This is a genomic window from Solicola gregarius (genome assembly GCF_025790165.1).
Taxonomy (GTDB): domain Bacteria; phylum Actinomycetota; class Actinomycetes; order Propionibacteriales; family Nocardioidaceae; genus Solicola; species Solicola gregarius.
The window spans coordinates 247,854-274,753 of record NZ_CP094970.1 but is presented as its reverse complement, the minus strand read 5'-3'; the positions used below and the strand labels follow the sequence as shown (position 1 = coordinate 274,753).

Here is a 26,900-nt window from a genome sequence, read left to right as displayed (position 1 = left end):
GTATCCGCATGGTTATCCACCGTCTCGCGGCAGATCGTTCCCGATCGCGGCTCGCGTGCCTACCTTGCCGAGTGTGATGCGCAGAAGACACGACCGCACGACGAGCGCGCGCAACGAGGCAGCGTTGCGGCGGCTCGCGATCATCGGTGCCCAATTGGCCGGCGATCGACGCGACGGCGCGCCGGCTGCGCCTCTCGAGATGGACGAGGGTCGCGGGGTCCCCCGCCCGCCGCCCGACGCCGGCACCCATCTCGGGCCGTCCGCCCCGCCCCAGCCCGCGCGGCTGGGCGGTGTGCACGACCGGCTGCCGATGTCCGTTCAGTCACGGCTCGGTGGTGCGGGGCTGACGGCCCACCACGTCGTCGTCGTGGTCGCGGTCATCGCGGTGTTCGTCGCCCTGGGCGCGTGGTGGTTCATCGCCTCGCGGCCGAGCGATGTCTCCCCGATGTCGACCGTGGAGACGCACGGGTCGAGGTCACCGGGCCCGTCGGCACCGTCCGCCTCGCCGAGCGACTCCGCGGCGCCGCCCACGAGCGGCAAGGTCGTCGTCGACGTGACGGGCAAGGTCCGCGACCCGGGCATCGTCTCCCTGCGGGAAGGCTCCCGGGTCGCGGACGCGATCGAGGCCGCGGGCGGCCCGGCTCATCGGCGCGTCGATCTGAGCACCGTCAACCTCGCGCGCGTCCTGGTCGACGGTGAGCAGATCGTCGTCGGGCTGCCGGCGGTCGCCGGGGCGACGCCGCCGGTCGAGGGCGCGCCCACGACGCCGGGTGGGCCGCCGACGACGGTGGTCGACCTGAATACCGCGACCCTCGAACAGCTCGACACACTCCCGGGCGTCGGGCCGGTCACCGGGCAGTCGATCCTCGACTGGCGCACCGAGCACGGTCAGTTCACGTCGGTCGACGAGCTGCTCGAGGTCGACGGCATCGGGGAGGTGACGCTCGAGGAGCTCCGCGACCTCGTGACCGTGTGACGGTCGACGCGCCCGTCGCCGTCGACTACCGGATGGTGGTTCCGGCGATCGTCGCGTGGGTCGCCGCCGCGGTCGCGGTCGGCCTCGGGGCATCGCAGGTGATGGTCGCGGCGGTCTGCGCCGGCATCGCCGGCGTCCTCGCAGTGCGGCGTGGGATGCGGCTGTTCGCGGTCACGTTGCTGGTGCTCGGGGCGATCTGCCTGGTTACCGCGCTGCGGATCACGACCGCCTCCGCCGGCCCGGTCGCGGCGTTGGCCTCCGACGGCGCGGCGGTCGACATCCGGCTCGAGATCGTGAGCGATCCGCGCGTGATCGAGACCGGGTACGCCCGACTGGTAGTCGTCGAGGCGCGCGCGACGTACGTCGAGGGCAGGGGGGTTTCGGCACACACCCGAGAGCCGATCGTCGTATTCGCCGACGACGCCTGGGCACAGGTCCGGCTCGGTGAGTCGGTGCAGGCATCCGGCGTCCTGGGGCCGTCGGACTCCTCCGACCAGGCCGCCGAGCTGCACGCCGGAGACGAGTACCGAGTCGTCGGCGACCCGGCATGGTGGTGGGACGCGTCGGCGCGGATGCGGGCCGGGGTGACCGAGGCGGTGTCCGGCCGGTCCGATGACGTTGCGGGCCTCGTGCCGGCCCTGGTGCACGGCGACGACCACGCGCTACCGGCCCAGCTCGCCGAGGACTTCCGGGCGAGCGGCCTGACGCATCTGCTCGCCGTGTCCGGCACGAACCTGACCCTTGTCGTCGGGTTCCTGTTGTTCCTCGCTCGTCTGCTCGGCGCCCGCGGCCGGTGGAAGATCGCGCTCGGCGTGCTGGGTACTGCCGGCTTCGTGCTGCTCGCCCGGCCAGAGCCCAGTGTGGTCAGGGCGGCGGCGATGGGAGTCGTCGCGATCGCGGGGCTCGGTGCCGGTGGCTCCGGTCGCGGCATCCGGTCCTTGTCGTGGGCGATCGTCGGCCTGCTGCTGCTCGACCCGTGGCTGGCGCGTACGGCCGGGTTCGTGCTGTCGGTGTGCGCGACGGCGGGCATCCTCGTGCTCGCGCCGCCGTGGCGCGATCGGCTCGCCCGCTGGATGCCGCGTTGGTGCGCCGAGGCGATCGCCGTACCGCTCGCGGCGCAGCTCGCCTGCACGCCCGCTGTCGCGGTGATCTCCGGCCAGGTGTCGTTCGTCGCGGTCGCGGCGAACCTCCTGGTGGCGCCGGCCGTCGGCCCGGCGACCGTGCTCGGGCTGCTGGGTGGCGTCGTCGCGCTCGTCTCCGACCCGGCGAGTCACCTGGTCGGATGGGTGACCGGACTGTTCGCGGGCTGGATCGTGGCGATCGGCCACCGCGCGGCCGCGCTGCCCGGAGCCGCCGCCGAGTGGGGAACCGACCCGCCGACGATCATTGCGATCACGGTCGTGTCGGTGCTGCTCGCTGCGGGCTGTCACTGGGCACTGGCCCGGCCGCTCGTCTGCGTGCCGGCCGTCGCGCTCGCGGCGGTGCTGATCGTCCGCCCGGTGAGTATCGGCTGGCCGCCGCCGGGGTGGGTCATGGTGATGTGCGACGTCGGTCAGGGCGACGCGAACGTGCTCAACGCCGGGTCGGGCGAGGCGGTCGTCGTCGACACCGGACCCGACCCGCGTCCCGTCGACCGATGTCTGGACGACCTCGGCGTCGACCGGGTGCCGCTGGTCGTCCTGACCCACGACCACGCCGACCACACGGGCGGGCTCGAGGGTGTACTTGCCGATCGCACCGTCGGTGCGCTGGGCGTCGATGCGGCGACCGTGCCCGATGACGTCGGCGTACCGGTCGTACGGCTCGAGTTCGGCGACCGGCAGAGCGTCGGCGCGGTGTCCTGGAGGGTCGTCGGGCCTGTCGGAGCCGAGGCGCCGGTGTCGGATCCGAGCGACGGCGCCGCGGTCAACAACACGAGCGTCGTGTTGCTCGCGGAGGTCGGCGGCATCCGCATCCTCCTCACCGGCGATGTCGAGCCGGAGGCGCAGGCGGCGATCCTGCGGGCCGTCCCCGATCTGGAGGCCGATGTGCTCAAGGTGCCCCACCACGGCAGCGGAAACCAGGATCCGGCGTTCTTCCGGGCGGTCGACGCGCCCTTCGCGCTGGTGAGTGTCGGAGCCGACAACGACTACGGCCATCCCGACCCCGACATGCTGGAGCTCGCCGAGCAGAACGCGATGCGCGTCGTACGCACCGACCTGAGGGGTGACATCGCCGTCGTCGATGGCGACGGCGGGCCGGAGGTCGTGACACGGTGACCGCGGGTACGGCGACTGTCGGCGCGCCGTGGGATGCTGTCCGACGATGGCAACGAAACCCAGCTCGACATCGCCGTTCGGGGTCGTCACCCTCGTGAGCGGCCAGGCAGAGTTTCTGTCCGAGCGAACTGTCGCCCGCCTGCTTGGCATCGCGGGCGCCGAAGCCCCGGAAGCCGACGTCAGCGACGTGTCGGCCGCGTCGATCGCGGCCGGCGAGCTCGCCGCCCTCACCAGCCCGTCGCTGTTCTCGTCCGTGCGCACGCTGGTCGTACGCGATCTGTCCGAGCTCGCCGACGAAGCGCACAAAGACCTGCTCGCCTACGCGGGCGCGCCGTCGCCCGACGTGGCGTGCGTACTCGTCCACCCGGGCGGCAACAAGGGCAAAGGGCTGCTCGACAAGCTCCGCAAGCTCGACGCGGTGAGCGAGGTGAAGACCGTGTCGCCGAAGCCGTGGGAGCTGGGCGGTTGGGTCGTCTCGGAGGTTCGCGAGCACGGCGGCGCGATCACCGACGACGCCGCATCGTTCCTGGTGGCCGCGGTCGGCAACGACCTGCGGGCACTCGCCGCGGCCTGCGACCAGCTGGTCTCGGCGATCGCGCCGGCGCAGGGCGGCAAGCCCCGCATCACGATCGAACTGGTACGTCAGTACTTCGACGGGCGGGCCGAGGTGAAGAGCTTCGACATCGCCGACGCGGCCATCGAGGGCAGGCTGGGAGTCGCCCTCGAGCAGCTTCGCTGGGCCATCGGCAATCATGTGGCACCGGTTCTCATCACCAGTGCGTTCGCATCGGGCCTGCGGTCCCTCGCGAAGCTGCAGTCCGCGCCCCGCGGCCTCCGCGACACCGACCTCGCCCGCGAGATCGGTGCGCCGGCATTCCGGGTCCGGTCGCTGCGTGCGCAGCTGCGTTCGTGGGAGTCGGCGGGCCTCGCCAGCGCATTGTCCTCGGTCGCCGTGGCCGACCTCGACGTCAAGGGCGGCGCCGGCGACCCCGAGTACGCGCTCGAGCACATGGTGCTGTCGGTCTATCGCGCACGGAGCCGCTGAGCACGCACGACAAGCCCTCAGGGCCAAGACGCAAGAAGGACCCCGCCGCAGTGGCGGGGTCCAACGTGTCGGTACGTGCTCGGCTTTAGAGCTCCGCGGCCTTCTTCGCGATCGCCGATTTGCGGTTCGCGGCCTGGTTCTTGTGGATGACACCCTTGGTCGCGGCCTGGTCGAGCCTGCGCGACGCGTCGTGTGCCAGCGTCGTCGCCTCGTCGGTGTTGCCGGCGTCGGCGGCCTCGTTGAAGCGCCGAACCGACGTCTTCAGCGCCGAGCGGACGGCCTTGTTGCGCTCGCGCGCGGCGTCGTTCTGCCGGTTGCGCTTGATCTGCGACTTGATGTTCGCCACTGGGCAAGCCTCGAGTGTGTTCGTGGTGTATGGGTCGGATCGCGTCCCGAGGACGCGACCGCTCACTTTATCAGTGCGGGGTCGGCCGCCCCAAATCGGTGCTCACTCGGCGTACGCGCGCGCGTCTGCGAACGGCCGATCGGTCGACACGATGCGATAACCGAGCGGCAGCAGCGAGATCGGGATCAGCTTGAAGTTCGCGATGCCGAGCGGGATCCCGATGATCGTCAGACACTGCGCGATGCCGGTGATGATGTGGCCGAGCGCGAGCCACCAGCCGGCGAACACGATCCAGATCACGTTGCCCAGCAGCGACGGCACTCCCGCGTCGGGGTTCGGGACCGTCGTACGCCCGAACGGCCAGAGGGCGTAGCTGGCGATCCGGAAGGAGGCGATGCCGAACGGGATGGTGATGATCAGGATGCAGCAGATGATCCCGGCCAGTACGTACCCGAGGGCGAGCCACAACCCGCCGAAGATCAGCCAGATGACATTCAGTACGACCCGCATGGTCTCGACGCTAGTCCCTCGGCGTCGGCAATGTGGGCGATCGCCGCAGGATTCAGGGGTGGCTCTGGGTTCTCCCGCACTCGCGGCCGCGAAGGCCTCAGAATCCCATGGCCGGACTCGGCGCCAGATCGGTGCGAAACGCCCGCCAGAGTTCGGCGATCGCGCCGGGCCGGCGTTCGTCGAGCAGCCCGGCGTTGTGCATGGCGACCAGGTTGGTGCCGCCGAGGTATGCCGATCCGAGGGCTGCCACGGGTAGCTCGACGTCGGCGGTATCCTCGGTCCGCTCGGCGCTGGCAGCGCCGTCGCGAACCCGGATCCGCCAACGACCGGCCTGCCACGGCGCGGCGGGATCGTTGACGTCCACGATCACATCGCAGTCCTCCGCGTACGCGCGCAGTGGCAGCGCCTCGGGCAGGTCGATGATCCGGATCCAGAGGTTCTCGTGCACGTCCACCTTGTCGGCCGCCCGCGGTCCGATCCACGACCAGAGCGGGTCGTCCGTGCCGACTCGCGGCAACTCCACGCTGGCCATCAGGTCGAAGTCGAGCAGGCGGCGGAGCAGCGCCAGCCGGGTCACAGGATCGCCGCCCAGGCCGAGGACCTCGAGCCTGCCTTGCGGGCGACCGTTGTCCCATTTGTGATAGCGGCGAAATGCAGCCAGACCGACTTCTTCGCCGTCGCGCACGGCGAAGAGGAAGCGCATCGGCTCCTTGTCGCGCCGCTGCTCCGGCCATCCGTTGGCCTGCATGATGTAGGAGTAGAAGCTCTCGTCGCCGACGATGACGCCGGGCGATCCTTCGGCGATCCGCAGGTCGCACTCGCGGACCCGTTCGGCCATGCCGGTCTCTGAAGCAGTCTCGAACCGTGTGCGCACCTCGCCGGCGGCGGCATCAAGCCCCGGCGCACGCAACTCGGTCCCGCGGCCGAGGGTGACCGCGTACGTCGGGGTCGTGACCCCGTAGCCGTGCCGGCCGTAGATCGCCGGCTCGCTGGCGTGCAGCGCGGAGAGCGCCACGCCCTCGCGGTGGGTCTGCTCGACGTGGTGTCGCAGCATCGCCGTCAGGATTCCCCGGCGCCGGTGGTCCGGGTGCACGCCGACCCACGTGAGACCCGCACACGGCACGAGCCGCGCTCGTCCGGTCGGGCCGGCGGGCACGGCGAGCTGCATCGGCCGGACGCCATAGATTCCCGCGTACGCGCCCGGGTCTGCGTCCGCCATCTCGACGGCGAACCGCTGATCGGCCGGTACGCCCAGCAGCTGCTCGGAGGTCGACGCGCCGGGGATCTCCTCGAACCAGACGATCTGGTCGGTGGCGAGGTAGCGGTCGTCGTCGGTCGCGCGGACGACGCTGATATCGGGCTTGGCCATGCTGCTCAGCATGTCGCCGCGAATGGGGCGGCGCAACGCTTTTAGCGGCCACGGCGGGTGGTGACGGCGCCGGCACGCCGGCCGAGCATGCGGAGCCATCCGGTGAGCGAGTCCGCCCCGCGTGGGAGGATGGCTGATCATGGCTCCGAGACCCAGCGACGCTCCGCAACCCGGGGCGACTGATCCCGCGATCATCCGCAACTTCTGCATCATCGCGCACATCGACCACGGCAAGTCCACGCTCGCCGACCGGATGCTTCAGCACACCGGAGTCGTCGACGACCGGTCGATGCGGGCGCAGTATCTCGACCGGATGGACATCGAGCGCGAGCGCGGCATCACCATCAAGAGCCAGGCGGTCCGGCTTCCGTTCGCCCGACGCGAGGCCGACGGCACCGCGACGCAGTACGTGCTCAACCTGATCGACACACCCGGACACGTCGACTTCACGTACGAGGTGAGCCGCAGCCTGGAGGCGTGCGAGAGCGCCATCCTGCTGGTCGACGCCGCGCAGGGCATCGAGGCGCAGACGCTCGCGAACCTCTACCTCGCGCTCGGCGCCGACCTCCATGTCATCCCGGTGCTCAACAAGATCGACCTGCCCGGCGCGCAGCCCGACAAGTACGCCGCAGAGCTCGCGCACATCATCGGCTGCGACGTCACGGACGTGCTCCGCGTCTCGGCGAAGACCGGTGAAGGCGTCGAGGACCTGCTGAACGCCGTCGTCGAGCAGACCCCGCCACCGACCGGCGACGCCACCGCGCCGCCCCGCGCGCTCATCTTCGACTCGGTATACGACACCTACCGCGGCGTCGTGACGTACGTCCGTGTCTTCGACGGCAAGCTCACGCACCGCGACCGCATCACGATGATGTCGACCGGCGCTGTGCACGAGATGCTCGAGGTCGGCGTCATCTCCCCGGAGCCGACCAAGACCAAGGAGATCGGCGTCGGCGAGGTCGGCTACCTGATCACCGGCGTCAAAGAGGTACGCCAGTCGCGTGTCGGTGACACGGTCACGTCGGCCAACAAGGGCGCGACGGAGCCCCTCGGCGGCTACCGCCATCCGACGCCGATGGTGTTCGCCGGCCTCTACCCGATCGACGGCGACGAGTACCCGACGCTTCGCGACGCGCTCGACAAGCTGCAGCTCAACGACGCCGCGCTGCAGTACGAGCCGGAGACCTCGGGCGCTCTCGGTTTCGGTTTCCGCTGCGGCTTTCTCGGGCTGCTGCACATGGAGATCGTGCGTGAACGACTCGAGCGCGAGTTCGGACTCGACCTCATCTCGACGACGCCCAACGTCGTCTACCGCGTCGACATGGAAGACGGCACCGAGGAGATCGTGACCAACCCGTCGGAGTACCCGACGGGCAAGATCGCAGCGGTCCACGAACCCGTCGTACGCGCGACGATCCTGTCTCCCAGCGACTACATCGGTCAGATCATGGAGCTGTGCCAGAGCCGCCGCGGTTCGCTCGACGGCATGGACTACCTGTCCGAGGACCGCGTCGAGCTGCGCTACGTGCTGCCCCTCGCAGAGATCGTGTTCGACTTCTTCGACGCGCTGAAGAGCCGCACCAAGGGCTACGCGTCGCTCGACTACGAGCCGACCGGCGAGCAGCAGGCAGATCTCGTCAAGGTCGACATCCTCCTGCAAGGTGAGCCGGTCGACGCGTTCAGCGCGATCGTGCATCGCGAGTCCTCGTACGCGTACGGGGTCGCGCTCGCGGGCAAGCTGAAGGAGCTGATCCCGCGCCAGCAGTTCGAGGTGCCCATCCAGGCCGCGATCGGCTCGCGGGTGATCGCGCGCGAGACCATCCGCGCGATCCGCAAGGACGTACTCGCGAAGTGCTACGGCGGAGACATCAGCCGCAAGCGCAAGCTGCTGGAGAAGCAGAAGGAAGGCAAGAAGCGGATGAAGATGGTCGGCCGGGTGGAGGTGCCGCAAGAGGCGTTCGTCGCCGCCCTCTCGACCGGCGAGTCCAAGGACAAACCGGCCAAGAAGTGACCGGCGTCGTCGAGTCGGTCAACGTCGGTACGACCCGGCCGGTGCCCTGGGGGTCGCTCAAGCGGAGCGCGATCGACAAGCGTCCGGTCGAGGGTCCCGTACGCGTGGCGACGCTCGGTCTCGAGCCCGACGAGATCGCCGACCTGGGGAACCACGGCGGTGTCGATCAGGCGGTTTACGCCTTCGCAGCCGAGGACCTCGAGGTCTGGGCGGCCGAGCTCGGCCGCCCGATCCCACCCGGAGGCTTCGGCGAGAACCTCACGACCCGCGGCATCGACCTCAACGAGGCCCGCATCGGAGAGCGGTGGCAGATCGGCACCGCAGTGCTGGAGGTCGCGACCGTACGCATCCCGTGCTCGGTGTTCGCCGGCTTCATCGACCAGCCCCGCTGGGTACGCCGGTTCACCGAGGCGGGCCGCCCCGGCGCGTACCTCCGGGTCGTGCGCGAAGGTGTCATCGAGTCCGGCGACGCCGTGCAAATAGTTGAAGAACGCGCACATCACGTTACTATCGGGCTGACATTTCGCGCCCTCACCACCGAACGGTCGCTGCTACCACGACTGCTCGAGGAGCCGAGGGTGGCGGAAGAGGCACGCAAGCGAGCCGAGAGGTACGGCGCAAGGAAACCGTGATGGCATCCGGGGGACGGCTGGGTTGGGCACGTCCGGACCTGCCCGAAGCCTCCGTCATGGCGCGTACGACGCTGGCCAACACCATCGGCCACGGCATGTTCACGGTCGCGGCGGTTCTGTACTTCACCCGCATCCAGGAGCTCCCGGCAACCGAGGTCGGATTGGGGCTGACCATCTCGGGCCTGTTCGGACTCGCCGCGGGCATCCCGCTAGGGCATCTGAGCGACCGGGTCGGCGCCCGTGAGCTGCTGATGGTGCTGCTCGTGTGCGCCGGGTTCGCGGCGATCCTGGTGCCGTTCGCGACGCAGTGGTGGTCGTTCGTCGTCACCGTCTCCGCCCTGATGACCTTCGACCGCGGATCGGCCGCCGTACGCAGCGCACTGATCGCGACCAGTGTGCGGGGGCCGGAGCGGCTGCGCATCCGCGCGTACCTGCGGGCCGTCAACTACATCGGGATCAGCATCGGTGCCGCGTGTGGTGCCGTCGCCCTCGCACTCGACTCGCCGCTCGCGTACCAGATCGTGTTGATCCTGAACGGCGTCACGGCCTGGGTGGCGGCGTTCGTCATGCGCCGCTACCCGCACGTCGACCCAACGCCCCGCGAGGCGGCCGTGCCGATCGGGCGGGTGTTCCGCGATCGTTCGTACGTCCTCGTCACCCTCATCCTCGCTTCGACCGGTGTCCAGTACGCGATCCTCGATGTCGGCATACCGCTGTGGGTCAACGAGTACACCGACGCACCGACGTGGATCGTCTCGGTGCTGTTCGTGGTGAACACGGCGACAGTCGTCCTGGGCCAGGTCGCGATCAGCCGTCGCATCGAGTCCGTACGCACGGCCGCGCGGGCCACCTCGTTCGCGGGCCTGGTGTTCCTCGTGGTCTGCGTGCTGATCTCCCTGACCGACGGCGGGTCGGCGGCGGAGGCGGTGCCGCTGCTCCTGATCGCCGGCGTACTGCACGCCTTCGGCGAGATCACCCAGACCGCGGCGCAGTTCTGCCTCGGCCAGGACCTTGCGCCGCACCACGCCCAGGGCCAGTACCAGGGCATGGCGACGACCGGCTTCTCGCTGTCGACGATGCTCGGGCCCGCCGTGATCACCCTGCTCCCGATCCATCTGGGCGCGCCCGGCTGGTGGATCCTCGGTGGCGCCTTCGTGCTCCTCGGCCTTGCGATGATCCCCGCCGTAGAGTGGTCGGTGCGTACGCGGCCGGCCTTCGGCGTCGACCTCGCCTAGGTAGGCGCCCGGTCGTAACGGCTCCGCAACGGCCTACCCGCGAGTCACATACTTCCAGTACGGTGACGTGCACAGCACCCGTCCGAGCGTGAGGACCGCCGACATGAGCACCCAGGCCGAGCCCCCGGTCGACCAGGCCAGCATCGACGATCGCCTCCCGAGCATGGGCGCCGTCTTCTTCGATCGGGTACGCAAGACACCCGACGCCGAGGCGTACCGCTTTCCGGACGGAGCGGGTCAGTGGACGAGCCGCACCTGGGCCCAGACCGGCGAGGAGGTGACGCGGGTCGCCGCCGGGCTGATCGCGCTCGGAGTCGAGCCGGAGCAGCGGGTGGCGATCGCGTCGTCGACGCGGTACGAGTGGATCGTCTCCGATCTCGCGATCGTCGCGTCCGGTGCGGCAACCACGACGGTGTATCCGTCGACGATCGCTGCCGACGTCGTGTACATCGTGGCCGACTCCGACAGCGTCGTCGTGTTCGCCGAGGACGACGGGCAGATCGCCAAACTGCGCGACCAACGCGACAAGCTGCCCGACGTCTCGAAGGTCGTGACGTTCGACGGCACCCCCGACGAGGGCGACGACCCGTGGGTCATCACGCTCGCGACGCTTCGAGGAGATGGGCGAGAAGCATCTCAGCGAGCGCCCGTCGGCAGTCGATGACCGGGTCGCCGCGATCCAACCCGACAGTCTCGCCACCCTGATCTACACCTCGGGCACCACCGGTCGTCCGAAGGGCGTTCGGCTGGCCAACTCCGCCTGGACGTACGAAGGCGCCGCCACCACGGCTCAGCGGCAGCTCGACGAGAACGACGTGCAGTTCCTCTGGCTGCCGATGGCGCACTCGTTCGGCAAGGTGCTGCTCGCGACGCAGCTGCAGATCGGCTGCGTGACCGCCGTCGACGGCCGCATCGACAAGATCGTCGACAACATCGCCGACGTGCGCCCCACGTTCATGGGTGCGGCACCGCGCATCTTCGAGAAGGCGTACGGCCGGATCGTCACCATGATCGACGACGAAGGCGGCATCAAGGCGAAGCTGTTCCACTGGGCCCTCGGCGTCGGCCTGAAGGTCTCGCGGGCCCGTCGGAGCCGTGCGGACATCTCGCCACTGCTCAAGGCGCAGTACGCGATCGCCGACAAGCTGGTGCTGTCGAAGGTCCGCGAGCGGTTCGGCGGACGTGTGCGGTTCTTCATCTCCGGCTCGGCGCCGCTGTCGTACGAGGTCGCGGAGTGGTTCGACGCGGTCGGCATCGTCATCCTCGAGGGCTACGGACTCACCGAGACCGCCGCGGGCAGCAGCCTCAACCGGCCGTGGAACTACAAGTTCGGCACGGTCGGTCCGCCGTTCCCCGGCACGGAGTTCAAGATCGCCGACGACGGTGAGGTGCTCGTACGCGGTCCCGGGGTGATGGACGGCTACCACAACATGGAGGCGGAGACGTCCCAGACGTTGCTGGAGGACGGCTGGCTCGCGACCGGTGACATCGGTGAGCTCGACGACGAGGGCTACCTGCGCATCACCGACCGCAAGAAGGACCTGTTCAAGACGTCGGGCGGCAAGTACGTCGCACCGTCGCACATCGAGGGCGTGTTCAAGGGTGTTTGTCCGCTCGCCAGCCAGATGATCGTGCATGGTCAGGAGCGCAACTTCTGCTCGGCGATCATCACGCTCGACGCGGATGCGGTGACCGAGTGGTCGGCCAAGCACGGCATGGAGGGCGCGACCTATGCCGAGGTGGCGCAGTCCGAGGCGATGCGCTCGACGATCCAGGCACACGTCGACGAGCTCAACTCCAAGCTCAACCGCTGGGAGACGATCAAGAAGTTCGTCATCCTCGACCACGACCTGTCCATCGAGCGCGACGAGCTCACGCCGAGCCTGAAGCTGAAGCGCCGGGTCGTCGAAGACAAGCACCGCGACAAGCTGGACGCGCTCTACGACTGAGAGACTTGGGGGGTGCCCTCCACCCTCCCCGACGGTGATCCCGTTCCCGACGACGGCGCGCTGCCCGAGGCTGCGCTCGCGTCGCTACGGGACGAGCCGTTCGGGGTGTACGTCCACGTGCCGTTCTGCGCGACGCGTTGTGGATACTGCGACTTCAACACCTACACGGCGGCCGAGCTCGGCTCCGGTGCGTCGCGGGAGACGTACGCCGACCTCGTGATGGGGGAGATCGCACTCTCCGGACGAGTGCTCGGCTCCGATGTGCCGCCGGTGTCGACCGTGTTCTTCGGCGGGGGTACGCCGACGCTGCTGCCCGACGGTGCGCTGCCGAGCATCCTGGAGCGCATCGACGCGACGTACCGTCTCGCCGCCGACGTCGAGGTGACCACGGAGGCCAACCCGGACAGCGTGGATGCGAGATCCCTTGCCCGGTTGCGGTCTGGAGGCATCAACCGCATCTCGTTCGGCGTGCAGTCGGCCGTGCCGCACGTACTCGCCACGCTCGACCGTACGCACGACGCCGCGCGCGTGCCGGCGGTCGTCGCGGCCGCGCGGGAGGCAGGCTTCGAGCAGCTCAGCGTCGACCTGATTTACGGCACGCCGGGTGAGTCGATCGCCGACTGGCAGACCAGCGTCGACTACGCGGTCGGTCTGTCGCCCGATCACGTGAGCGCGTACGCCCTGATCGTCGAGGAGGGCACGGCTCTCGCGCGCCAGGTCGCCCGCGGCGAGGTGTCGGCGCCGGACGACGACGAGATGGCCGACAAGTACCTGCTGGCGGAGCGGCTGCTCTCCGCATCGGGACTCGGCTGGTACGAGCTGTCGAACTGGGCGCGTACGCCCGAGGCACGGTGCCGGCACAACGAGCTGTACTGGACCGGCGCGAACTGGTGGGGATTCGGGCCGGGCGCGCACAGCCACGTCGGCGGCGTGCGCTGGTGGAACGTCAAGCACCCCGCGGCCTACGCGCAACGCCTCGCCGCCGGGCGTACGCCGGCACATGCGCGCGAGGTGCTCGATGACGAGACTCGGCGAGTGGAACGAATCCTGCTCGAGTCGAGGCTCAGCGACGGCCTCGGCCTGGACGTGCTCGACGCCGGGGGAGCGGCCGCGGTCCCGGGTCTCGTCACCGACGGGCTCGTGGAGGAGGCCGCCGAGCGCCTCGTGCTCACCCCGCGCGGCCGGCTCCTCGCCGACGCCGTGGTCCACCGGCTGACGCCCTGAACACTTGCCGAGTCGTCGCAGCGTCGACGGGTCAGCGATGCACCATCGACGGGTCAGCGTGCCGTTGAGGTCCAGAGGGCGGCCTGGCCGTGCCGGCTCACCCGTTGAAACTCGTGCGCGTCGGGTCTCGCGCTGGGCGTACGCTGCCGAGACAATGTCGTCACTCGGCATCACTTACCTACGAGGAGATCTCATGAGTTCGCCCGTGCGACGAGTCCGGAGACTGGTGGCCGCGGCCGCCGCCCTGAGCGCCGTTCTCACCCTCAGCGCCTGCGGCGGTGGTGACGACGGAGGCACTGCGAAGGGCGTCGAGCTCGTCAGTGAGGGCAAGCTGACGGTGTGCACTCACCTGCCGTACAAGCCGTTCCAGTTCCGCGACGACAGCGGTGAGGTGGTCGGCTTCGACGTCGACATCCTCGACCTGCTCGCGAAGGATCTCGACGTCGACATCGAGGTCGTCGATATCGCGTGGGAGCAGATCATGTCCGGCGCGGTGTTCGCGTCGAAAAAGTGCGATATCGGCATGGGTGCCATGACGATCACCGACGACCGTGAGCGTGATTTGCTCATCTCCGACCCGTACTTCGACGCCACCCAGGCGCTGCTCGTCCCGGCCGACTCGTCGGTCGAGAGCTTGGCGGATCTCGACGGGAAGAAGCTGGGCGTACAGACCGATACGACCGGGCAGGTGTACGCGGAGGAGCAGGCCGACGCGAACGGCTACGAGATGATCGTCTTCGACGACTCGATCTCGGAGTTCAACGGCGTCAAGACGGGCAAGGTCGACGCCGCGATCAACGACAACACGGTGCTCACCGACTTCGTCGAGCAGAACGATGATACGAAGGTCGCCGCGGAGTTCGACACCGGTGAGCAGTACGGCTTCCCGGCGGAGAAGGACGACGAGAACGCGCAGAAGCTGATCGACCGGCTCAACGACGTGCTCGCGAAGGCGAAGCAGGACGGCGAGTACGACAAGATCTACAAGGAATGGTTCGGTACGACGCCGGGCGCGAACACCGATGGCTGAGACGGCCACCGCCGAGCCCAAGCCGAGGCTGAGCCCGCGTAAGCGGGCACAGCGCATCCGGATCGCCCAGTACGTCGGACTGGTGGTCGTCCTCCTCGTTGCCGCGTTCGCGGCGAACTGGGACCAGATCGTCGATGTCTTTTTCAATCCCGACGACATCAAGATGACATTCGAGCAAGGTCTCTGGGACGCGCTCGTGAAGACGATCGAGTACTCGCTCGGAGGCTTCGTGCTCGGGCTGGCCGGCGGTACGTTGCTGGCGCTGATGCGCCTGTCGTCGGTCGGGCCGTACCGCTGGATAGCGACGGCGTACATCGAGTTCTTCCGCGGGCTTCCCACCCTGATCGTGTTCATGGTCCTGTCGCTGCTGCCGATAGCCTTCGACGGGCTCACTGTCCCCTTCGACCCGTTCGGCGTCGTGTGGCTGTCGCTCGGCATTGTGGGCACCGCGTACATGGCAGAGACGATCCGTGGCGGCATCGAGGCGGTGCCGCGCGGGCAGACCGAAGCCGCGCGCACCCTGGGCATGACATCGGCGCAGGCGACGCGCAAGATCGTGCTGCCGCAGGCGTTCCGGACAATGTTGCCGCCGCTGACGAACGAGCTGATCCTGCTGGTCAAGGACTCCTCGCTGGTCTACGTCATCGGCTTCTCCGCCGCGAACTACGACCTGACGAAGCTCGGTCGCGAGCTCGCCAACACGACGCTGAACCTGACGCCGCTGATAGTCGCCGGTGTTGCATATCTGATCATCACGCTCCCGCTGTCGTACCTCGTACGTCGGCTGGAGGCACGTACCGGAGGTGCGAATGTCCGCCGCTTCGACCACTGACGTCGTCGTCGACGTCACCGACCTGCACAAGTCGTTCGGCGACAACCACGTGCTGCGCGGCATCGACTTCTCCGTACGCAAGGGCGAGGTCGTGTGCGTGATCGGTGCCTCGGGTTCGGGCAAGTCGACGTTCCTGCGCTGCATCAACCTGCTCGAGCAGCCGGAGTCCGGCACCGTGCTCGTCCGAGGTACCGATGTGACCGACCGGGACTGCGACATCGACGGCGCGCGCCGGCATATCGGCATGGTGTTCCAGCAGTTCAACCTGTTCCCGCACAAGCGGGTGCTGGCGAACTGCACGATCGCGCAGGAGACCGTGCTGCGGCGCAAGTCGGCCGAGGCGGAGCGCATCGCCCGCGAGAACCTCGACCGTGTCGGGCTCACCGAGAAGGTCGACCAGTACCCGTCGCAGCTGTCCGGTGGCCAGCAGCAGCGGGTCGCGATCGCGCGGGCGCTGTCGATGGAGCCGCAGCTGATGCTGTTCGACGAGCCGACGTCCGCACTCGACCCCGAGCTGGTGGGCGAGGTGCTGGCCGTGATGCGCCGACTCGCCGAGGAGGGGATGACGATGATCGTCGTGACGCACGAGATGGCGTTCGCCCGCGAGGTTGCCGACCGGGTCGTGTTCATGGACGGTGGCGTGATCGTCGAGCAGGGACCGCCCGACCAGGTGATCGGTGATCCGCAGCAGGAACGTACGCGCGAGTTCCTGCGCCGCGTCCTCGACCCGACCCACGCCGACTAATAACGGTGAGGAGAGAGTTCTGGCCCTGTGAGGAGAGGATCCCGGCCCCGGCGAGCGGCCGGGATCCTCTCCTCACAGGGCCAGAACTCTCTCCTCACCGTTCTGTGGTGACGAAGTCGATCAGCTCCTCGACCCGGCCGAGCAGCGCCGGCTCCAGGTCGGCGTACGACGTCACGGTGCCGAGGATGCGCTTCCAGGCCTGGGCGATGTCGGCCTGCGTACGGTGCGGCCAGCCGAGCGCCTGACAGATGCCGTGCTTCCAGGGCACGTCGCGCGGCACCGACGGCCAGCGCTCGAGCCCGACGCGCGGCGGCTTGACCGCCTGCCAGATGTCGACGTACGGGTGGCCGACGATCAGCACGTGCCTGCCGAGCGGGCTCTTCGCGACGTTCGCGGCGATCCGGCTCTCCTTCGACCCGGGCACGAGATGGTCGACGAGGACGCCGACCGTACGCCCCGGGGCCGGTCCAAATGCCCGAAGATGGTCGCCGAGGTCGTCGACGCCCTCGAGGTACTCGACCGCGACGCCCTCGATGCGCAGGTCGTCGCCCCACACCTTCTCGACGAGCTCGGCATCGTGGCGGCCCTCGACGTAGATCCGGCTCGCCCGCGCGACCCGCGCCTTCGCACCCTGCACGGCGACCGAGCCGGACGCCGTACGCGTCGGTTGGCCAGGTCCCTTGCGAACGGGCGCGTGCAGGATCACCGGCCGCCCCTCGAGCAGGAATCCCGGCCCGAGCGGGAATGTCCGCCGCTTTCCATTCCGGTCCTCGAGCTCCACGGTGTCCAGGTCGCGGTCGACGCGCACGATCGCGCCGCAGAAGTCGGTCGTGACCTCCTCGACGACCAGCTCGAGCGCGGCCTCCGCCGGCTGCGCGCGTCCGCCCTTGGGTGCGCTCCAGTCGCCGGACAACACGTCCGAGCCATACCTGTCGTACGTCACGACGGACGACCCTATGTGACGGGTACGCCCAACTGCTCGTAGCCACGCCGCACGGAAGAATGGGCAGTTGTTGGCCTTTGGAGGCTGTTGCAGAATGACGGAGGTGGCCCGGCGTGGGTGCTGTAGCTTCGCGAGTGGCGCAAGTCGGTTGTTTTTAAGGCGTTTCAGCAACGAACTTGCGCCACTCGCGGACGAACAGAAGTCCCGAATCGCCACAGCCTCTCACACCGGCCGAAGGACGATTCTTGGAACGAATCCTGGCCGCGGAGGCCGATCATGTGGCGGGTACGCCCAACTGCTCGTAGCCACGCCGCACGGCATGCTCGAGTAGCGACGGTTCGAGTGGCCACTTCTGCGCGAGCGCGTCCTCGATCGTCATGCCGGCGGCGGCCGCGGCCCGGATCTGGTTGGCCACGTCGAGGATCGTCTGCCGCTGCTCCTGCACGAAGTCGCGGTCGACGGCATCGCCATGGCCGGGTACGACCGTCGCCTCCGGCTCGCACAGCCCGACCACGAGGTCGAGTGCGGCGCCCCACTCCAGCGGGTACGAGTCGTCGCCGTACGCCGGCGGGCCCGACTCCTCGACCAGGTCGCCGACGTACGCGACCCGGTCGGGCACGACCTTGACGACCACGTCGCCCGCGGTGTGCGCGGCGCCGGGATGAACGACCTCGACCAGGCAGTCGCCGAGGTCGGTCGACCAGGCCGACGACAGGCCGATGGCGACCTCGTCGAGCGTCTCGTGGCCGATCGCGTCCACCCCTTTGAATGCCGCGTTGCCCTGCGTGTGGTCGACGTGCCGGTGGGTGTTGACGACTCCGCGGATCGGCTTGTCGCTGAGCGTACGTACGTCGGCGAGCAGTTCCTCGCCTTCCGCGACGCTCGCTCGGCTGTCGACCACGAGCAGCGCGTCGGAGCCGACGATGAGGCCGATGGTGACGTCGTACGGCTCATATCGCCGGGCGTACGAGTGCGGGCCGAGCTGGGTCCAGCCGTGCGAGGTGAGAGCGATAGACACAATCAGTAGACTGGCACTCGGTGGCGGGGAGTGCCAAACCGCCCGGCCCAGGATCCAGGAGAGGAGTACGGATGCTCGACGAACGCAAGCTTTCGGTGCTGCGCGCCATCGTCGAGGACTACGTCTCCACCCAGGAGCCCGTCGGGTCGCGCTCGCTCGTCGAGCGCCACGGGCTCGGGGTCTCTCCGGCGACCGTACGCAACGACATGGCGGCGCTGGAGGAGGACGGCTTCATCGCGCAGCCGCATACGAGCGCCGGGCGCATCCCCACCGACAAGGGCTACCGACTGTTCGTCGACCGGCTCGCGGCCGTACGCAGCCTGTCGGTGCCCGAACGCCGCGCGATCGAGACGTTCCTCGACGGTGCGGTCGACGTCGACGACGTCGTCCAGCGCAGCGTCCGCATCCTCGCCCAGCTGACCCACCAGATCGCGATCGTCCAGTACCCCTCGCTGACCCGGTCGTCCGTACGCCATGTCGAGATCGTCGCGGTCGAGCACAACCGGCTGCTGCTCGTGTTGATCACCAGCAGCGGGCGGGTCGACCAGCGCATCGTCGAGCTCGAGGCCGCGCTCGACGACGACACCCTGGCGACCCTGCGTACGAGAGTCGGCACGGCGACCATCGGCCAGCGCCTGCCCGAGGCGTCGGCGAGGCTGCTCGACATCGTCGACCAGTTCCCGCCGGAGCACCGCGGCATCGTGACCCTGGTCGTGTCTGCGCTGACCGAGGCGTTCTCCGACGAGCGCTCCGACGAGCGGGTGGCCGTCGGCGGCACCTCCAACCTCGCCCAGTTCGGTGCCGACTTCGACACCTCGATCAAGCCCGTTCTCGAGGCGCTCGAGGAGCACGTCGTACTCCTGAAGCTGCTCGGTGAGGCGACCTCGCCGACCATGCTCACGGTGCGTATCGGGTCGGAGGTGCCGTACCAGGAGCTGACGACCACCTCGGTCGTCGCGACCGGCTACGGCACCGAGGACGAGCCGCTCGCGAACCTCGGCATCATGGGTCCTACCCGGATGGACTACCCCGCGACGATCGCGTCCGTGCGCGCCGTCGCCCGCTACGTCGGTCGTACCCTTGACGAGACCTGACGTGCCCCGTACACCACGATCCCCAGACAGGCAGGCATGAAACCGGACTACTACGAGATCCTCGGCGTATCGCGCGACGCATCGCCCGAGGAGATCAAGCGCGCGTACCGCCGCAAGGCCCGCGAGCTGCACCCCGACGTGAACCCCGATCTGGAGACGCAGGAGCAGTTCAAGCTGGTCACCGCGGCCAACGAGGTGCTGTCCGACCCGGAGAAGCGGGCGATGTACGACCGCGGCGGCGACCCGCTCGCCGGTGCGGGCGGCGGTTTCGGACAGGGCTTCTCCTTCAGCGACATCATGGATGCGTTCTTCGGGCAGACCGGCGCCCAGCGCGGCCCCCGCGCGCGGATGCGCCGCGGCCAGGACGCCCTGCTGCGGCTCGAGGTCGAGCTCTCGGAGGCGGCGTTCGGGATCAGCAAGGAGCTCAAGGTCGACACCGCAGTCGTCTGCGCGACCTGCGAGGGCAGCGGCGCCGCCGAGGGGTCCGAACCCGTCACGTGTACGACGTGCCACGGCCGCGGCGAGGTGCAGCACGTCCAACGCTCGTTCCTCGGCGACATCCGCACGGCGCGGCCGTGCCCGACCTGCCAGGGGTACGGCTCGGTCATCCCCAACCCGTGCCCCGAGTGTGCCGGCGACGGCCGCGTACGCTCCCGGCGCAGCATCACCGTGAAGATCCCGGCCGGCGTCGACACCGGCACCCGCGTACAACTGTCCGGCGAAGGTGAGGTCGGCCCCGGCGGCGGGCCCGCCGGAGACCTGTACGTCGAAATCGACGTTACGCAGCATGCGTTGTTCACCCGCCAGGGTGACGACCTGCTCTGCGACGTGACGGTGCCGATGACCGCGGCCGCGCTCGGCACCCACGTCGAGCTGCCGACGCTTCGAGTCCGAGACGGGAGCGAAGGACGTCGACGCAACCGTCCCGCTCGACATCGGTGCAGGTACGCAGTCCGGCGAGCAGGTCGTCCTGCGCGGGCGGGGCGTACCCCGGCTGCGTCGCACGGGCCGCGGTGACCTGGTCGTCCGCGTCGTCGTCGAGACTCCCGCGAAGCTCGACGAGGAGCAGCGGGCGCTGTTGGAGCAGCTCGCGCGCCTGCGCGACGAGGAGCAGCCGAGCGGCACCGTGTCCTCTCCGCACAAGGGCGTCTTCGGGCGCCTCCGTGATGCGTTCGGTGCGCGGTAGGATCCGGGTCGTATTGGCCGGCCGCTAGGGTCGGATCCATGGCGAGGTACTTCGATGTTCACCCGGAGAATCCCCAACCACGCGCGATCGGTCAGATCGTCGACATGGTGCGCGACGGCGGGCTGATCGCGTACCCGACCGACTCGTGCTTCGCCCTCGGTTGCCAGCCCGGCAACAAGGACGGCCTCGACCGCATCCGCCAGATCCGCCGCCTCGACGACAAGCACCACTTCACGCTCGTGTGCCGCGACTTCTCCCAGCTCGGGCAGTACGTGCACGTGGACAACTCGATCTTCCGGGTGGTACGCGCGGCGACGCCGGGCAAGTACACGTTCATCCTGCCTGCGACGCACGAGGTGCCCAGGCGGCTGCTGCACCCGAAGAAGAAGACGGTGGGCGTACGCATCCCCGACCATCCGGTCGTCCGCGCGTTGCTGGAGGCGTTCGGCGAACCGCTGCTCTCGAGCACCCTGCTGTTGCCCGACGAGGACGAGCCGATGACGCAGGGCTGGGAGATCAAGGAGCGCCTCGACCACCAGGTCGACGCGGTGATCGACTCCGGCGACTGCGGCGTCGAGCCGACGACCGTCGTCGACCTGTCGCAGGGCTTCCCGGAGATCGTGCGCCGCGGCGCCGGCGACCCGGCGCGGTTCGAGTAGCACCGCCGACCGCTCGCGCTGGGTCTATGTGGCATCGGTCCAATAGGACTCAACCGATGCCACATAGACCCAGCGGCCGACTACCCGTCGACGACGACCGTGCGCGCCTTGCCGGCGCGCTTGCCGTCGATCATCGCCAGATCGGCGGCGGCGAGCACGCCGGTGACCGTGGAGGTCGAGTCTGCCCGGGCGATACCGATGGTCAGCGTGACCTCGAGGTCCGCGCCGGCCTCGGCGTCGTCGCTCGGTGCGATCCGGGTCAGCGAGGCGAGCAGTCGCTCGACCTCGGCGGGTGCGCGGTCGGGCACCAGGACGACGAACTCGTCGCCGCCGAACCGGGCGACGACGCTGCCCTTGCCGGACGCGGTGCCCAGACCCGTACGCAGCGCGTCCGCGACCCTTCGCAGCACGGCGTCGCCGGCCAGATGGCCGTGCTCGCCGTTGATCGTCGTGAAGTCGTCCACATCGACGAATGCGACGCAGAAGCCGCCCCAGCCGGCGCGCGCTCGCGCGAGCAGTGAGGTCAGTCCGGCGTCGACCGCCCGTCTGTTGCCGAGCCCGGTGAGCCGGTCGATGTCGTGATCGGATCCCCGCCCCCGTTCGCGAATCCGGGCGCGCTCGGTGGCGAGCTGCTCGTCGTACGCGTCGCGGTCGGCCGTCGCGCGGCGGTGCCAGTCCTCGACGAGCCGACGTACGAGCGTGCGCATCGGCGACTCGCCGTCGAGCATCGACGGCGCGATCGTCGTCGCCTGCTCCATCAGGATCACCAGGTCGGTCGATCCGAGGCCGTCCCAGTCGACGCGGTCGGCCGCGCGGGCGATGACCGCCGCCGCCTCCTCGTCGCGTCCCTCTTCGCGGGCGAGCAGTCCTGCGGCGAGGCGCAGGTGCCGACCGTATCCCCGCGGAGCCCTCCGCTGCAGCTCGAGCGCGTCTTCGAGCACGGATCGGGTATCGGCGTGCCGGCGCCCGTTCATGACGTCGCAGGCGCAGGCGATCGCGGCGAGCTCGCGCGTGTGGTTTGCGTTCGCCGGCGACTCGCTGGCCTTCGCGGCCGCCACCACGTACGCCGCACGCGCCTGCTCGAACCACGGCTGCGCCGCCGCCGCGCCGCCGCGGATGCGCTCAGAGCAGGCGAGCGCCCACAGTGCGTCTGCCCGCCGGGCAGAGGTCGCGATCGTCGACGGAACGGTCGGGTGCCGCTCGGTCACCGCCTCGAGTCGATCCGTCCAGGCGACCGCGCGGTCGTACAAGTGCAGCTCGCCGAGGGCCTCGGACACCCCGCTCAGGGCGAACGCGAGATGTCGCGCCGCGGCCTCGTCGATGTCGGCGATCGGATGGCTCGCGAGGTACTCCTCCAGCGACGCGATCGAGTGCACGAGATCGTGGTACGCCGAACGGTGGTGGTCGAGTCGGGCGGTCGCGCGGGTGCGGGCGATCGTCGTCACGGCCTCCCACAGCGTGCCGTGCTCGCCCGCTGTGGGTTGCTCATAGCTCACGATCTCAGCCATCTCGGCCCCTTCGGTTCGGTTCGTCTCAACGGTGAGACGGGCGGGACACCGGCCTATGACGCCGATTCGCGAATCTCGCTCGCCCGGGACCCATGAGGACCGTACGATGGCAGGGTCGGCCGCGGTCGACCAGCCCAGTCAACCGAGAACGAGGAGAGCAGCCCCTTCCGAGGGGGCGCCGATGACCACGTCAGAGCAACCGCAATACACGATCACTATTCCGTCGAGCATCGACATGGTGTCGCTGCTGGGTCCGCGAGACGAGTTCCTGCGCATCATCGAGGCGGAGTTCGACGCCGACATCCACGCGCGGGGCGACACGGTGACGGTACGCGGATCGGCCGCGGAGACGGCACTCATCGAGCGGTTGCTCGACGAGCTCGTCGCGATGATCCGCACCGGTCAGGGCCTCACGGCCGAGACCGTCGAGCACGCCGTCTCGATGCTGCGCACCGAGACCCGCGAGCGCCCGGCCGAGGTGCTGAGCCTCAACATCCTGTCGAACCGTGGTCGGACGATCCGGCCGAAGACCCTGAACCAGAAGCGGTACGTCGATGCCATCGACAACCACACGGTCGTGTTCGGAATCGGTCCGGCCGGCACGGGCAAGACGTACCTCGCGATGGCGAAGGCCGTACGCGCGCTGCAGGCCAAGGAGGTCAACCGGATCATCCTCACCCGGCCGGCGGTCGAGGCGGGGGAGCGGCTGGGATTCCTTCCCGGCACGCTGAGCGAGAAGATCGACCCTTACCTCCGCCCGTTGTACGACGCGCTGCACGACATGCTCGACCCGGAGACGATCCCGAAGCTGTTGGCCGCGGGCACGATCGAGGTCGCGCCGCTCGCGTACATGCGAGGCCGCTCGCTCAACGACGCGTTCATCATCCTCGACGAGGCGCAGAACACCTCCCAGGAGCAGATGAAGATGTTCCTCACCCGGCTCGGGTTCGGCTCCCAGATGGTGGTGACAGGCGACGTCACGCAGATCGACCTCCCCGCCGGTCAGCACAGCGGCCTCCGGGTCGTCCGCGACATCCTCGACGAGGTCGACGACGTCGCCTTCACCGAGCTGACCAGCAACGACGTCGTACGTCACAAGCTGGTCGGCCGGATCGTCGCCGCGTACGACGTGTTCGAGGAAGGCCGACGAGGGGAAGCCGGCAGTGAACGTCGACGTTCTCGATGAGTCCGGCACCGACGTCGAGGTAGCCCGGCTTGCGCGGCTGTCCCGATTCGTCATGAGCGAGATGCGGCTGCATCCGGCGACGGAGATGTCGATCCGGCTCGTCGACACCGACACGATCGCGACCATGAACCACCAGTGGATGGGCCACGAGGGCCCGACCGACGTGCTGTCGTTCCCGCTCGACGAGCTGACGCCGGGTCGCGACGACGCGCCGGCACCACAGGGCTACCTCGGCGACATCGCGCTGTGTGTCGCGTACGCCGCGACGCAGGCGCCGCAGAACGGCAACACGACGCTCCAGGAGGTCGAGCTGCTGACGGTGCACGGCATCCTCCACCTGCTCGGCTATGACCACGCCGAACCCGAGGAGCATCGCGAGATGTTCGGCCTGCAGGCCGAGCTCCTCGGCCGATGGCGCGAGCGACCACTGGAAGCCGACGCCTGATGTCGCTCGACTTCTGGCTCATCGTCTCGGCGGCGATCCTGGTCCTCCTCGCGGGCCTGCTCGCCAGCACCGAGGCGGCCCTGTCGTCACTGTCGAAGGCCCGCGCCGAGGAGCTCGTCCGCGAAGACCGCAGCGGCGCGAGTCGGCTGCTTCGCATCGCCTCCGACCCGTCGCGCTACATCAATACGACACTCCTGCTGCGGGTCGCCACCGAGACGGCGTCGGTCGTCCTCGTCGCGCTGGTCGTCGCCGACGCGTTCGACGCGACGTGGCAGCGGCTGCTGGTCGCCGTCGTGCTGATGGTCGTCGTCTCGTACGTCGCGATCGGCGTCGGCCCGCGTACGCTCGGCCAGCAGCACTCCGAGCGGGTCGCGCTCGCGGTGTCCGGGCCGGTGATGCTGATGACCCGGGTGCTCGGCCCGGTCTCGCGCGTCCTGATCGCCGTCGGCAACGCGCTCACCCCCGGCATGGGCTACCGCGAGGGCCCGTTCTCCTCCGAGGCCGAGCTGCGCGAGCTCGTCGACCTCGCGGAGGCGAGCCGGCTGATCGAGTCCGGCGAGCGCCGGATGATCCACTCCGTCTTCGAGCTCGGCGACACCGTCGTACGCGAGGTGATGGTGCCGCGCACCGACGTCGTGTTCATCGAGCGGCACAAGACGCTGCGTAAGGCGATGTCCTTGGCGTTGCGCAGCGGCTACTCCCGTATTCCTGTCGTGGGCGAGAGCCTTGACGACATCGTCGGCATGGCGTACCTGAAGGACATCACCAAGCGCGTCTTCGACAACCACCACTCCGAGACGACCGAGCGGGTCGACTCGGTGGCCCGGGAGTGCATGTATGTGCCCGACTCCAAGCCGGCCGACGATCTGCTGCGCGAGATGCAGGCCCGGCGTACGCACGTCGCGATCGTGATCGACGAGTTCGGCGGCACGGCCGGCATGGTGACGATCGAGGACATCCTCGAGGAGATCGTCGGCGACATCACCGACGAGTACGACCGCGAGCCCGACTCCGTGGAGCGGTTGGCGAACGGCTCGGTCCGCATCAGCACCCGGTTCGAGGTCGACGACCTGGTCGAGCTGTTCGGCATCGCGATCGAGGACGACGACGTCGACTCGGTCGGCGGACTCCTCGCGAAACACCTCGGCAAGGTGCCGATCCCCGGGAGCCAGGTCGAGCTCGACGGCCTGCTCTTCGAGGCGGAGTCGCCCGCGGGGCGGCGCAACCGGGTCGGGTCGGTGGTGGTGAGCCGCATCGACGAGTCGGGCGAGAGCGATGCCGACGACGTACACCGCGCGAGCGCCTGACCGGCGTGTCTCAGTACGCTGACGTCATGCCGGTCGAGCTCAGCAACCCCGAGGACGTCAAGATCGTCACGCTCGCCAAGGCCACCCGGCTGCGTACGGGGTCCGCCCAGGGCGCGGCAGTACGCGATCTCGACGGGCGTACCTACGCCGCGGCGCCGGTCGATCTGGTGAGCCTGCAGCTGTCGGCACTGCAGCTTGCCGTCGCAATGGCGGTGTCGTCCGGTGCGAGGGGACTCGAAGCCGCCGCGGTGTCGACCGACTCCGACGTCGCCGAGGCAGACCTCGCCGCCGTACGCGACCTGGGGGGCCCCGGGGTCGACGTCATCGCCGCGGACGCACGCGGCGCGGCCACGGCGGTGTTGCACACGTGAGCGCGGAGTTCCGGTCGGGCTTCGCGTGCTTCGTCGGCAGGCCCAACGTCGGCAAGTCGACGCTCACGAACGCGCTCGTCGGCGACAAGATCGCGATCACGTCGTCGCGGCCACAAACAACCCGGCACGTCGTACGCGGGCTCGTACACCGCGACGACGCGCAGATCGTGCTCGTCGACACCCCGGGGCTCCACCGTCCGCGTACGCTGCTCGGCGAGCGCCTGAACGACCTGGTGCGTACGACGTGGGCCGAGGTGGACATCGTCGCGGTGTGCCTCCCCGCCGACGAACGCATCGGCCCGGGCGACCGGTTCCTCGTACGTGAGGTCGCGAAGCTGCGCCGCAAGCCCGTCATCGCGGTCGCGACCAAGATCGACCTGGTGAACCCGGATCGGCTGATCGAGCACCTCGCGGACATCGCCAAGCTCGGCACGGAGACCGGCATCGAATGGGCCGACGTCGTTCCGGTCTCGGCACAGTCGGGCGAGCAGCTCGGCACCCTCGCCGACCTCATCGTGCAGCGGCTGCCGGAAGGGCCACCGTTGTACCCGGCGGGCGACCTGACCGACGAGCCCGAGGAGACCCTGGTGGCAGAGCTGATTCGCGAGGCGGCCTTGGAGGGCGTCCGCGACGAGCTTCCGCACTCGCTGGCCGTCGTCGTCGAAGAGATGGGCCCGCGTCCCGATCGGCCCGAGGACCGTCCGCTCATCGACATCCATGCCAACGTCTTCGTCGAACGCCAGAGCCAGAAGGGCATCGTCATCGGGGCGAAGGGCGCCCGGCTGCGCGAGATCGGCCAGACGTCCCGCGCCCAGATCGAGCGTCTACTCGGCACGCCCGTCTACCTCGACCTGCATGTGAAGGTGGCAAAGGACTGGCAGCGCGATCCCAAGCAGCTAAGGCGCCTGGGCTTCTGAGCGTTCGGCTCCGGTGTTCAGCTTTCCGTGCGTTGGGCCGCTGTCTTAAACTTCCGTGCGTTGGGCTTCCGCCTTCACCGTTTCCCGTGCGCTGGGCTTCCGAC

At 69.2% G+C, this 26,900-nt stretch carries 25 protein-coding genes and 1 pseudogene; 20 read left to right on the top strand and 6 right to left on the bottom strand.

Translation table 11 applies throughout. From position 1 onward, the window contains the following. The first annotated feature begins 76 nt into the window (after positions 1-76). The 3 genes from L0C25_RS01410 to holA are packed head-to-tail and all read left to right on the top strand — an operon-like array spanning position 77 to position 4,279. Complete coding sequence (locus tag L0C25_RS01410) at positions 77-976, top strand: ComEA family DNA-binding protein (protein ID WP_271634585.1); 900 nt, start codon at positions 77-79, stop codon at positions 974-976. Further along, positions 973-3,234 carry a ComEC/Rec2 family competence protein gene (locus L0C25_RS01405; protein ID WP_271634584.1) on the top strand — a complete coding sequence of 754 codons (2,262 nt, stop codon included), beginning with the start codon at positions 973-975 and terminating at the stop codon, positions 3,232-3,234. The genes L0C25_RS01410 and L0C25_RS01405 overlap by 4 nt, the downstream gene beginning before the upstream one ends. Positions 3,235-3,280: 46 nt before the next feature. Continuing rightward, on the top strand, positions 3,281-4,279 hold the full coding sequence (gene holA / locus L0C25_RS01400; protein ID WP_271634583.1) for a DNA polymerase III subunit delta: 999 nt from the start codon (positions 3,281-3,283) through the stop codon (positions 4,277-4,279). A gap of 85 nt (positions 4,280-4,364) precedes the next feature. On the opposite strand, the gene rpsT is transcribed toward holA, so the two are convergent. The 3 genes from rpsT to L0C25_RS01385 form a co-directional block, all read right to left on the bottom strand. Further along, positions 4,365-4,625, bottom strand: coding sequence for a 30S ribosomal protein S20 (gene rpsT / locus L0C25_RS01395; protein WP_271634582.1), 261 nt, complete (start codon positions 4,623-4,625; stop codon positions 4,365-4,367). Between the two features lie 102 nt (positions 4,626-4,727). Then, on the bottom strand, positions 4,728-5,135 hold the full coding sequence (locus L0C25_RS01390) for a YccF domain-containing protein (RefSeq protein ID WP_271634581.1): 408 nt from the start codon (positions 5,133-5,135) through the stop codon (positions 4,728-4,730). Between the two features lie 97 nt (positions 5,136-5,232). After that, entirely contained in the window at positions 5,233-6,504 is a 1,272-nt protein-coding gene (locus L0C25_RS01385; RefSeq protein ID WP_271634580.1) for a GNAT family N-acetyltransferase, read from the bottom strand. Between the two features lie 139 nt (positions 6,505-6,643). On the opposite strand from L0C25_RS01385, the gene lepA reads away from it, so the two are divergent. The 9 genes from lepA to L0C25_RS01345 all read left to right on the top strand — a co-directional run bounded on the left by lepA (position 6,644) and on the right by L0C25_RS01345 (position 16,162). Next, a complete protein-coding gene (gene lepA / locus L0C25_RS01380; protein WP_271634579.1) occupies positions 6,644-8,515 on the top strand; it encodes a translation elongation factor 4 in 1,872 nt (623 codons plus the stop codon). Next, positions 8,512-9,147 carry an MOSC domain-containing protein gene (locus L0C25_RS01375; RefSeq protein WP_271634578.1) on the top strand — a complete coding sequence of 212 codons (636 nt, stop codon included), beginning with the start codon at positions 8,512-8,514 and terminating at the stop codon, positions 9,145-9,147. Before lepA ends, L0C25_RS01375 begins: the two co-directional genes overlap by 4 nt. After that, positions 9,147-10,382: an MFS transporter gene (locus L0C25_RS01370; protein ID WP_271634577.1), complete on the top strand. Its 1,236-nt coding sequence runs from the start codon at positions 9,147-9,149 to the stop codon at positions 10,380-10,382. The genes L0C25_RS01375 and L0C25_RS01370 overlap by 1 nt, the downstream gene beginning before the upstream one ends. Positions 10,383-10,485: 103 nt before the next feature. Then, on the top strand, positions 10,486-11,046 hold the full coding sequence (locus L0C25_RS23945; protein ID WP_333908559.1) for an AMP-binding protein: 561 nt from the start codon (positions 10,486-10,488) through the stop codon (positions 11,044-11,046). Further along, positions 11,003-12,331 (top strand): AMP-dependent synthetase/ligase, encoded by a 1,329-nt coding sequence (locus L0C25_RS01365; RefSeq protein ID WP_333908558.1) that lies wholly within the window; start codon positions 11,003-11,005, stop codon positions 12,329-12,331. The genes L0C25_RS23945 and L0C25_RS01365 overlap by 44 nt, the downstream gene beginning before the upstream one ends. A 12-nt stretch (positions 12,332-12,343) precedes the next feature. Continuing rightward, entirely contained in the window at positions 12,344-13,555 is a 1,212-nt protein-coding gene (hemW, locus tag L0C25_RS01360) for a radical SAM family heme chaperone HemW (protein WP_271634576.1), read from the top strand. Between the two features lie 193 nt (positions 13,556-13,748). Further along, on the top strand, positions 13,749-14,585 hold the full coding sequence (locus tag L0C25_RS01355; RefSeq protein ID WP_271634575.1) for an ABC transporter substrate-binding protein: 837 nt from the start codon (positions 13,749-13,751) through the stop codon (positions 14,583-14,585). Then, a complete protein-coding gene (locus L0C25_RS01350; RefSeq protein ID WP_271634574.1) occupies positions 14,578-15,417 on the top strand; it encodes an amino acid ABC transporter permease in 840 nt (279 codons plus the stop codon). Before L0C25_RS01355 ends, L0C25_RS01350 begins: the two co-directional genes overlap by 8 nt. Beyond that, positions 15,395-16,162 (top strand): amino acid ABC transporter ATP-binding protein, encoded by a 768-nt coding sequence (locus L0C25_RS01345; protein ID WP_271634573.1) that lies wholly within the window; start codon positions 15,395-15,397, stop codon positions 16,160-16,162. Before L0C25_RS01350 ends, L0C25_RS01345 begins: the two co-directional genes overlap by 23 nt. Positions 16,163-16,256: 94 nt before the next feature. Here L0C25_RS01345 and L0C25_RS01340 read toward each other — a convergent pair whose 3' ends face one another. Continuing rightward, positions 16,257-17,105 carry a DUF3097 domain-containing protein gene (locus L0C25_RS01340; RefSeq protein ID WP_271634572.1) on the bottom strand — a complete coding sequence of 283 codons (849 nt, stop codon included), beginning with the start codon at positions 17,103-17,105 and terminating at the stop codon, positions 16,257-16,259. A gap of 274 nt (positions 17,106-17,379) precedes the next feature. After that, entirely contained in the window at positions 17,380-18,123 is a 744-nt protein-coding gene (locus tag L0C25_RS01335) for an MBL fold metallo-hydrolase (protein WP_271634571.1), read from the bottom strand. A gap of 71 nt (positions 18,124-18,194) precedes the next feature. On the opposite strand from L0C25_RS01335, the gene hrcA reads away from it, so the two are divergent. The 3 genes and pseudogenes from hrcA to L0C25_RS01320 all read left to right on the top strand — a co-directional run bounded on the left by hrcA (position 18,195) and on the right by L0C25_RS01320 (position 21,062). Next, positions 18,195-19,217, top strand: coding sequence for a heat-inducible transcriptional repressor HrcA (hrcA, locus tag L0C25_RS01330; RefSeq protein WP_271634570.1), 1,023 nt, complete (start codon positions 18,195-18,197; stop codon positions 19,215-19,217). A gap of 36 nt (positions 19,218-19,253) precedes the next feature. Next, a pseudogene (dnaJ, locus tag L0C25_RS01325) lies at positions 19,254-20,403 on the top strand (molecular chaperone DnaJ). 38 nt (positions 20,404-20,441) lie between these two features. Further along, positions 20,442-21,062 (top strand): L-threonylcarbamoyladenylate synthase, encoded by a 621-nt coding sequence (locus L0C25_RS01320; RefSeq protein ID WP_271634569.1) that lies wholly within the window; start codon positions 20,442-20,444, stop codon positions 21,060-21,062. Between the two features lie 80 nt (positions 21,063-21,142). Here the strand turns inward: L0C25_RS01320 and L0C25_RS01315 are convergent, their stop codons facing one another. Beyond that, positions 21,143-22,570 (bottom strand): GGDEF domain-containing protein, encoded by a 1,428-nt coding sequence (locus tag L0C25_RS01315; RefSeq protein WP_271634568.1) that lies wholly within the window; start codon positions 22,568-22,570, stop codon positions 21,143-21,145. Between the two features lie 181 nt (positions 22,571-22,751). On the opposite strand from L0C25_RS01315, the gene L0C25_RS01310 reads away from it, so the two are divergent. Genes L0C25_RS01310 through era form a run of 5 tightly spaced genes read left to right on the top strand, consistent with a single transcriptional unit; the run spans position 22,752 to position 26,796 of the window. After that, positions 22,752-23,756 (top strand): PhoH family protein, encoded by a 1,005-nt coding sequence (locus L0C25_RS01310; RefSeq protein WP_271634567.1) that lies wholly within the window; start codon positions 22,752-22,754, stop codon positions 23,754-23,756. Further along, entirely contained in the window at positions 23,734-24,201 is a 468-nt protein-coding gene (gene ybeY / locus L0C25_RS01305; RefSeq protein ID WP_271634566.1) for an rRNA maturation RNase YbeY, read from the top strand. The genes L0C25_RS01310 and ybeY overlap by 23 nt, the downstream gene beginning before the upstream one ends. After that, entirely contained in the window at positions 24,168-25,508 is a 1,341-nt protein-coding gene (locus tag L0C25_RS01300) for a hemolysin family protein (protein WP_408641661.1), read from the top strand. Before ybeY ends, L0C25_RS01300 begins: the two co-directional genes overlap by 34 nt. A 26-nt stretch (positions 25,509-25,534) precedes the next feature. Beyond that, positions 25,535-25,879, top strand: a complete 345-nt coding sequence (locus L0C25_RS01295) for a cytidine/deoxycytidylate deaminase family protein (RefSeq protein ID WP_271634565.1) — start codon at positions 25,535-25,537, stop codon at positions 25,877-25,879. Continuing rightward, positions 25,876-26,796 (top strand): GTPase Era, encoded by a 921-nt coding sequence (era, locus tag L0C25_RS01290; RefSeq protein WP_271634564.1) that lies wholly within the window; start codon positions 25,876-25,878, stop codon positions 26,794-26,796. The genes L0C25_RS01295 and era overlap by 4 nt, the downstream gene beginning before the upstream one ends. Positions 26,797-26,900: the final 104 nt, after the last annotated feature.

Excerpts from the sequence above, each read along its gene's own strand:
- L0C25_RS01410 (WP_271634585.1), top strand. The coding sequence starts at position 77 with ATGCGCAGAAGACACGACCGCACGACGAGCGCGCGCAACGAGGCAGCG.
- holA (WP_271634583.1), top strand. The coding sequence starts at position 3,281 with ATGGCAACGAAACCCAGCTCGACATCGCCGTTCGGGGTCGTCACCCTC.
- L0C25_RS01390 (WP_271634581.1), bottom strand. The coding sequence starts at position 5,135 with ATGCGGGTCGTACTGAATGTCATCTGGCTGATCTTCGGCGGGTTGTGG.
- L0C25_RS01385 (WP_271634580.1), bottom strand. The coding sequence starts at position 6,504 with ATGGCCAAGCCCGATATCAGCGTCGTCCGCGCGACCGACGACGACCGC.
- lepA (WP_271634579.1), top strand. The coding sequence starts at position 6,644 with ATGGCTCCGAGACCCAGCGACGCTCCGCAACCCGGGGCGACTGATCCC.
- L0C25_RS01370 (WP_271634577.1), top strand. The coding sequence starts at position 9,147 with ATGGCATCCGGGGGACGGCTGGGTTGGGCACGTCCGGACCTGCCCGAA.
- L0C25_RS23945 (WP_333908559.1), top strand. The coding sequence starts at position 10,486 with ATGAGCACCCAGGCCGAGCCCCCGGTCGACCAGGCCAGCATCGACGAT.
- L0C25_RS01365 (WP_333908558.1), top strand. The coding sequence starts at position 11,003 with ATGGGCGAGAAGCATCTCAGCGAGCGCCCGTCGGCAGTCGATGACCGG.
- L0C25_RS01355 (WP_271634575.1), top strand. The coding sequence starts at position 13,749 with ATGAGTTCGCCCGTGCGACGAGTCCGGAGACTGGTGGCCGCGGCCGCC.
- L0C25_RS01350 (WP_271634574.1), top strand. The coding sequence starts at position 14,578 with ATGGCTGAGACGGCCACCGCCGAGCCCAAGCCGAGGCTGAGCCCGCGT.
- L0C25_RS01345 (WP_271634573.1), top strand. The coding sequence starts at position 15,395 with ATGTCCGCCGCTTCGACCACTGACGTCGTCGTCGACGTCACCGACCTG.
- hrcA (WP_271634570.1), top strand. The coding sequence starts at position 18,195 with ATGCTCGACGAACGCAAGCTTTCGGTGCTGCGCGCCATCGTCGAGGAC.
- L0C25_RS01320 (WP_271634569.1), top strand. The coding sequence starts at position 20,442 with ATGGCGAGGTACTTCGATGTTCACCCGGAGAATCCCCAACCACGCGCG.
- L0C25_RS01315 (WP_271634568.1), bottom strand. The coding sequence starts at position 22,570 with ATGGCTGAGATCGTGAGCTATGAGCAACCCACAGCGGGCGAGCACGGC.
- L0C25_RS01310 (WP_271634567.1), top strand. The coding sequence starts at position 22,752 with ATGACCACGTCAGAGCAACCGCAATACACGATCACTATTCCGTCGAGC.
- L0C25_RS01300 (WP_408641661.1), top strand. The coding sequence starts at position 24,168 with ATGGCGCGAGCGACCACTGGAAGCCGACGCCTGATGTCGCTCGACTTC.
- L0C25_RS01295 (WP_271634565.1), top strand. The coding sequence starts at position 25,535 with ATGCCGGTCGAGCTCAGCAACCCCGAGGACGTCAAGATCGTCACGCTC.